4 protein-coding genes are annotated in these 7,723 nt (G+C 62.0%); 1 reads left to right on the forward strand and 3 read right to left on the reverse strand.

From position 1 onward, the window contains the following. Positions 1 to 102: 102 nt before the first annotated feature. The 3 genes from VVT58_RS23700 to VVT58_RS23710 all read right to left on the reverse strand — a co-directional run bounded on the left by VVT58_RS23700 (position 103) and on the right by VVT58_RS23710 (position 5,690). The gene (locus tag VVT58_RS23700; protein ID WP_021243470.1) at positions 103 to 4,320 is read right to left on the reverse strand and encodes a strawberry notch-like NTP hydrolase domain-containing protein; all 4,218 of its coding nucleotides are present in this window, start codon (positions 4,318 to 4,320) and stop codon (positions 103 to 105) included. A 69-nt stretch (positions 4,321 to 4,389) separates the two neighbouring features. Then, positions 4,390 to 5,289, reverse strand: coding sequence for a toprim domain-containing protein (locus VVT58_RS23705; protein WP_021243469.1), 900 nt, complete (start codon positions 5,287 to 5,289; stop codon positions 4,390 to 4,392). 80 nt (positions 5,290 to 5,369) lie between these two features. Further along, entirely contained in the window at positions 5,370 to 5,690 is a 321-nt protein-coding gene (locus VVT58_RS23710; protein ID WP_021243468.1) for a single-stranded DNA-binding protein, read from the reverse strand. Positions 5,691 to 6,439: 749 nt separating this feature from the next. Here VVT58_RS23710 and VVT58_RS23715 point away from each other — a divergent pair. Further along, positions 6,440 to 7,534 carry a replication initiation protein gene (locus VVT58_RS23715; protein WP_040602497.1) on the forward strand — a complete coding sequence of 365 codons (1,095 nt, stop codon included), beginning with the start codon at positions 6,440 to 6,442 and terminating at the stop codon, positions 7,532 to 7,534. The last annotated feature ends 189 nt before the right edge of the window (positions 7,535 to 7,723 follow it).

A 7,723-nucleotide genomic window follows, 5' to 3' on the forward strand; every position in this document is an offset into this window, starting at 1 on the left:
GGCGCACCGCCTCGACGGTCACGCGAGCCTGCTCATCAGGCCCACAAAGCCGAAGGCCCCCTCCCCTCTCCTGTACTGAGCGTGGAGAGAGGCCCTGGATGGTCAGGCGGTGATGCGCTCGATGACGGCAGCGGCATGCGCGACCGGAACGAACATCCGCGTCCTGTGCTGGATGATGTCGGTGAAACAGCCGGCCGCCTTGAGTTCAGCAAGCCGCGTGTGCGGCCAATCGAGCAGTTCGAGGCGCTGCTGGCCCGCGACCAGGCTGCGCTTGAGCCGATAGGCTCCGACAGACGATATCTCGCCGGTCGTCATCACATGCTTTGCGGTATCGTCGCCTGACACGGTGATGGCGGCATTGATCCCGAAGGCGTCCGCGAGCTTCGACACCAGCGGTGCAGGGACAATCCGGCCGAGGAAGGACTGGCCGTCATCGGTGTTCAGCCGCCAGACTTGAACATGATCGTCGGGCAAGCGATCCCAGACCGGCAGGAGCAGGCCCGCGACCAAATAGAGCGTGCTGGTGCGGGTCTTGTCCCGCATCTCCTCTACCTCGGCCTGCCACAGCGCCGAAAATTCCTCCTCGCTGGTCTCTTCCCACATCGTTTCGAGCAGCAAGTCTTGCCGCATCCGCTCGGAACGGGTCGGCCGAACCAGCTCGTAGCGGCGAACGATCTCGCCATCGTCGTCGGTGAGCGAATAGGTGCTGCACCGGATCGCGGCCCTGCCGGACTTCCGATTGACGATTGGGCGCGCGTCATCGCCCAGGATCCGCAACGCGCGATCGAGCGGGAGCGGCTTATAGCGCTCCTCCGTTTCGAGGCGCAGGATCTCGGTTTCTGCGCCGCTTGTCTGATCGCGCCGGATCACGGTGCGATCAAGGATCGTGATGCGTTCGGCATTGATGCTCTCGACACCAAGATCGAGCGTGCCCGCTTCGCGCGCCGCCTCGATCCGGGCCTCGATCAGACCGAGATATTCATCGAAGATCGCATTCTGCAGCGCGATGCGCAGTGCGAGAATACGATTGAGCCAGCGCTGAATGGGCGGCAGCTCCTCCTTCAGCCCACCGCCTTCGCCCTCCAGCTCAAGTCCGGTGAGGGTCTGGAATTCATCGAGCGTCGTCGAGCGCAGCTTGCCGTCGGCCAAAAGGCGGAACCATGTCTCGAGGGATTCCTTGGCATAATCGCTTTCAAGATTGTCCCGCGGGTCGAACAGACCCTGGCCACCCGTCTGGCGCTGGCCCCGCGTCAGGGCGCCGAGGCTGTCGAGGCGGCGGGCGATCGTCGAGATGAAGCGCCGCTCGCCGCGGCAGTCGGTCGATACCGGGCGGAACAGAGGCGCGGTGGCCTGATGAGTGCGGTGGGTGCGGCCGAGACCCTGGATGGCCGCGTCAGCGCGCCAACCGGGCTCGAGCAGATAATGGTTGCGGCGTGACTGGTTCTCGGCGGTGAGGCTCGCGTGATAGCTGCGCCCCGTGCCGCCTGCATCGGAGAAGATCAGGATCTTCTTCTCGTTCCGCATGAAGGCGTCGGTCTCGGCGAGGTTTGTTCGCGGCGAACGGCTCTCGATACGCTGGCGACCATGCGCGTCGACGACGATGCGCCGGCTGCGTCCCGTAACCTCGGCGACCGCATCGCTCCCGAAATGCCCGATGATATGATCAAGGGCGGACCCCACGATCGGCAGGGAGCAGAACCGCTCGACGAGATTGTCGCGCATCTCGATCGCTTCCTGGCTGAAGATGGGACGGCCTTCCTCGTCGGACATCGGCTCGGAGCGGGTCTTGCCAGTGTCATCGACGAAGGTCTTCATCTGTCGGACGGGAAAGGCCGCCGTGAGATAGGACATGACGAACTCTTTGGGTGAGAGCTCGATGTCGAGACTCGCCCGGTCCTCGGCATTCAGCGCGGCAAGTGCCCGGTTGAGCATCGCCTCGGACGTCGAGACGAGCTGGATCACGACGCTCTCGCCCCGGGCCAGATCGGCACGGATCGCCGGGATCAGCGACGGCAGCTTCATGCCGATGAGAATCTGGCCGAAGAAACGCTGCTTGGTGGATTCAAAGATCGACAGTGCAGCGGCCTTCGCGCCGCTGTTGTAGGTGTCGTTGGAGAAGCTGTCCGTCACCCGGGTGGCATCGAGCGCTGTGCGCAAATTGGCATGGATAATCGCCCACGCATCGGCATAGGCATCATAGACCTCGATCTGGTCGGGCGTAAGACGATGTTCGAGGATGTCATATTCGACACCGGCGAAACTGAGCGCCCTGGCAACATAGAGGCCCTGCATCTTCAGGTCGCGGGCGATCAATTCCATTGCCGCGATCCCGCCACGACGCAAACTGTCGACGAAGGCACGGCGATCGGCGAAGGCGGTGGTCGGACCCCACAGGCCAAGCCGGGTGGCATAAGCGAGATTGTTGACGTCCGACGCGCCGGTTGCGGACACGTAGAGGACGCGGGCGCGAGGCAGCAGGTTTTGCAGGCGCACGCCGGCGATGCCTTGATCCGAGCCGTCCTTGGTGCCGAAACGGCCTTCGCCGCCGGCGACACCCGCCATTTCGTGCGCCTCGTCGAACACCATCATGCCGTCGAAATCGTCCCCGACCCAGTCGAGAATCTGCTGAAGACGGGTGCCCTTGTCGCCGCGGTTGGAGCGGAGCGTCGCATAGGTGAGGAATAGCACGCCCTCGGCCGCGCCGATCGGCGTGCCGAGCTTCCACTGATTCAGATGCTGGATGTCGAGCGCGAGACCGCCGACCGCGGTCCAGTCACGACGTGCATCCTCAAGCAGCGTCTCGGTCTTGGATATCCAGATATGCTTGCGGCGCCCACGCAGCCACTGGTCGAGGATGATGGCTGCAACCTGACGGCCCTTGCCGGCACCCGTGCCGTCGCCAAGGAAAAACCCGGTCCGATAAGGTCGGCCGTCCTGGTCGGGCGCGAGCGACAATCCTTCCTCGGCCGCCTTGAACAGGCCAGAAATGTCTCGCTCGAAGGCGTCACCAGCATAGATCAGCGTTTCGAGCTGAGCGTCGGACAGCACCCGGTCTGCGACAACGCGGGTGGGCAGCTTGGGAATGTAAGAGGGCCGCGGTGCCGTAATCGAGCCCATGGCGATCGATTCCACCAGAGCGGTCGGATGCGCGGATGCACAGGGAATGGCGATGCGGCTCGGCCGGTACGGCAAATAGACACCGACCGCCTCGCCGGTCGGTACGGGTTCGGCAAAGACATCGTAGCCGATATCAAGCGCGCCGAGAGACGGGGCGGCCTTGGCGATCGGGGCCGAAAGCCGGGGCCTGCTCGAAAGACCGCCGAGCAGGGATCCGTGCGCACGGGTTGGTGCAAGGCGCACTGGCGAGCATCGCGGGGTTGCCGTAAGGCTGGTGGCCGATGTGCTGATCGTCGCGAGCACCTCGGCGAGCGAGCTGCACCGGATGAGGGCGACGTCGTCCTGGGAGCCCTTTTCCAGAACGATCAGTTTCACGATCTGGCTGGTGCCATGTTTGGCATAGGCATTCGCGGGGAGCTCGACGTGGAGCGTGACCGCGAAACCGTCGGTCGCCTTCGCCCAGGCGCGGCTTGATGTGTCCACGCGATCGGGAAGGATCGCGGTACAGCGCCCCCCGGCACCAAGTCGCTTCAAAGCGGCGCGCAGATGACGGAACGCGGCAAGCGGGTCGGCATGCCTGCCCATGCTGCGGGAAAAGGGCGGGTTGATGAGCACGGCGGTCGGGCGGATCGACAGCGGCAGCAGATCGTGGATGAGTTCGCCATCGTGGCGACTGACCGGTGCGGTGGGAAATGCTGCCTCGAGCATAACGGCACGCGCGGGATCGATCTCGTTGAGGACAAGCTTGGCGCCAACGCGGGCGGCGAATACGGCGAGGAGCCCGGTGCCGGCGGAGGGCTCGAGGACGGTATCCGCGGCGGTGATGCGAGCGGCGAGCGCGGCAAGATAGCCAATCGCGGCCGGTGTCGAAAATTGCTGGAGCGCGATCTGTTCTTCGCTGCGCACACTATGCGTCGGCAGGGATGCGGTGAGCGCGGTCAGGGCCGCAAGGCACTCGGCCGGCTCTTGCGACAGGTCGAGCGTGGCGAGGTGCAGAACCTGGGCCAGCTCAAGCACATCATAGGCGTCGCGGAGTGACCAATGCCCATCGGCCGCGGTTGAACCATAGGCGGTTTCCATCGTCCGGAGCAGGCCAGGCCGGTCGATGCCGTTGCCCTTGCGCAACACGGCGTGGACCGCCTTCGCCGCGTTAATGGATGGTTCGGTGAAATCGAGTTCGAGAGCAGCGGCTGAAGTGCGCATTGTAAGCCTCCATTGCATCGCCCGGTGCCCATCACCGGAGCAACAAGCCGGAGGCTTCCTCTCCTCTCTTCAGTGGGAGTGGAGCTGGATCATGGGGCGAGGAACGGCGTTGCGGGCAAGCCGATCGCGCAGAGCATCGTTCCAATCATCATGTTCGGATGGGAGCCATTCCTCGACCCTTCGCCCGTTGGCCCTGAGGTGATCCCCTGCCCTCTTCAGGCAGATTTTCGCCGCCTTGTTTCGCTGGCCGAACACGATGACGCGCTTCACCTGCGACGGTATGCCGACATGGGCGTAGCGCTCGGCACCAAGCACAGCCCAAACCGGCAATTGGAACCAGTCGATGGCGGACAAGGCATCTTCGATCCCCTCGGCAATGCCCAGAACGTCATCCGGCTCACCAAAGCGTACGCTGCCCGAGCCGAGCAGACCCAGAGCTAGCTTGGGTTTGCGGAAGGGGCGCCGCAAAATGTTTGTGGGATCGAGAAAGGTCCGATGGACCGCGACCAGGCCCAGCTCATTTCTCACTGCGGCGATCATTGCGGGAAGGCTGCGCCGATCCTTGCCCTTCCCTATGATCGTCTGTGGGTTGAAGCGAAGATCGGACGTTGGCGCGTAAAGGCCCCGAGCATGAAGATAGGCTTCAGCCGGTGTTCCGGCGATGGGGATGCTGTGCTGCCACAATGACCTGGCCAAGCCGCTCAGATCGCGCGCCGGCGCGCGTGGTTCGACATAGACCGGCAGCCTGTCGTGCAAGCCCTGACGATCCAGAGCCTTGAGGATATCGGTCGATGTGCATCCCGCAAAGCATTTGAACAGGATCGCCTTGGTGCCTAGGCGGACCGAAAGGCTAGGCGAGTGATCGTTATGGGCGGGGCAGCGGCACTCTCCGCGCGATCCTGACCAGCGTCCACCCAAGCTCTCGACGATTTGTCTGGCGCGGACTGCTGCATCGATGGTGGCGGGCATGGGCGAAACTCCTGTCGAAATCCAAGGTCGCTCCGCGCATGCCCCCTCTCCTCTTGCCGATCGACGCTGCCTCCTGAGATTTATGCCGCCTTTGCCGCGAGCACACCGAACTCTTCGACGATCCGGTCGGTCGTGTAGTGGGTGGTCCCGTCGCGCTCATAGGAGGTGTCACGGAGCCGTCCGGCAATCCGCACGAGATCGCCAACCTGAGCCTTCTCATCGATATATTTACGCTGACCATCGCTGAAAATGACGACTCGGTTCCAGTAGCTATCCTCGATCCACTGATCGCCTTCTCCGCGGCGGCGGTAGTTCGCGCATACCGAGATGTTGGTGACCTTGGGCTTGGCATCGATCTCACCGATCCGTCCGATGATCTCGAATTTGGCAAAATTGATCATGCGACCTCCTCACTGCGTCTGCTCAGCGGCGACGAGCGGTGATGCAGCTACGATCGGTTCGCTGAGGATCTCGTCGCAGGGCGGAGCTGCCAAGGATCGAGACCGTGATGTTATCGTGGAACACCGGTCTGCAGATATCCCCCCAGCTAGGGGGGCGGGTATGTCGTCCGACCGTAAAGGCTAAACGAATCGCCTGCTTGGTCTCTTAGAATCATTCTAAAACAACGCCGCTGCTTGCAGCGGAAGGATTCATGATTCTAAGTGATTCAGATTCGCTGCTAAAAAGGTCCGCAATTTCAATGATCTGTCGCGTTTATCCTGACCGCGCGGGGGATTTTGCCTGACCCGGCGGGGGCACCATCCTGACTGGTCGGGGGGAGATAGCTGACCTATTGGGGCTATCCTGACCGATTGGGGGCGATGGCATCTGGCGATCCCGCGCTTTGGAACGGTGGCATTCTGGCGCGATTTTCGCGCGTGAGCGAGCCGAAAACGGACAGAACCCAAATTGCATCGCGACTCGGCAGAATCTCAGGAATTTTGCAAAGGCGTCATACGATTCCAACCTGACCGGATGGGGGCGGAAAAACCGCTTCAGCCTGCCCTGACTTGACGAGCGAGGACAGGTCAGGCAGCAATTAGGCGAATCTGCCCAATATGCGCTCGGCCTATATGACATGGAACATGCGGAAAATCTAAGCGGCGATACAGCGCAAGAGGCGCAAGCCGATTCGGCGCCTGGCCGTGCCATGCGTGTTGCAGCGGCCTTGCAGGCGAAGGGTGGCGAGGAATTCGCCAAACCCGGCAGCATCGTCGAAATCAAGTTCGTGAAAGGCCAATCGCTCAGCCTGACGGCGTCCCGGTTGCTCGCGTTGATGATCCTGACCGCAGGCGGCGATGCTTGGCAGGACCGGCCGCATCGTATGCGCAAGGCCGATATTCGCCGCGGGCACAAGGGTAACGAACGTATCTCCGACATGCTGGAGGAACTTCACCGCACCCTCTTCGCGATCGACGACCGATCCTGGCGCGGCAAGAAAGCTACGCTGCGCTTTTCCCTGATCTCGTCATCCCGCGAAGAGGCTGAAGATACTGACGGTGCGGATGCGGGGTGGATTGAATGGGAGTTTACGCCTGATGCGCGTAAGCTCATTCAGGAATCTGAGAGCTATGCCGTTCTCAATCGACAGGCGGTGCTCGGCTTTCGATCGAGTTATGCCCTCAAGCTTTATGAAATCGGATCGCTGCGGCTCCATCGTCGCCAGTCCACCTGGAAGGGTGATATGGCGGCGCTGCGCGCAGCGTTGGGCATATCGCCCGATGTTTATAAGGATTTCGCGCAGCTCCGTCGCAAGGTTCTTGAAAAGGCAAAGGCTGAGATCGACCAGCTCGCGCACTTCCGGGTCGAATGGAAAGAGATACGGCAGGGCCGGACAGTGACCGAGATCGAGTTTCGATTCGAGCCGAAGGACGCCCCGGCGCAGATAGCCACCGTGGACGAGATTGAGCGTCATTCAACAGGACGCAAGGCGCGGCGCGAAGAAACAGTCGAGACGATCGCGGACACGCTGGCGGTAGGATCGATGGTCAAGGCAGCGGTCAGTTCATTGACCTCGTCCGAAAAGGGCACCGAGATCATGTTCCCGCAAGGAACGATCCGTTTCAACGCAGAGGCGCTCGCCGCAATCGCGAGATCGCACGGCGGAGGATGGGACATCGACCTCATCGCCGACGCCTATCGTCAGCAAATGGGAGATCGCTTGGCAAAGCTCAAGGGGGCGAAGCTGATCAGTTCATGGACCGGATTTTGTGAGAGTTTCGTAGCCCGTCGAGGGCGGCCATAACGGAAATTGCACCGGTGCAATTTGGCATTCACCCCCACCGAGTCAGGATAGGTCCGTCAGGTCGGTCGGAATAGGGCCTTCAGCCAGTTATAAGCCTCGGCACAGATGATACACTTTCGAAATCGAGCTTGCATTTGACGAAAAAGCGCAAGTGAGGTTATTGTGCTCCCAGTTTCAAAAGGGGCGCTT

Origin of the sequence: Sphingobium sp. SJ10-10 (assembly GCF_036038995.2) — a bacterium.
Taxonomy (GTDB): Bacteria; Pseudomonadota; Alphaproteobacteria; order Sphingomonadales; family Sphingomonadaceae; genus Sphingobium.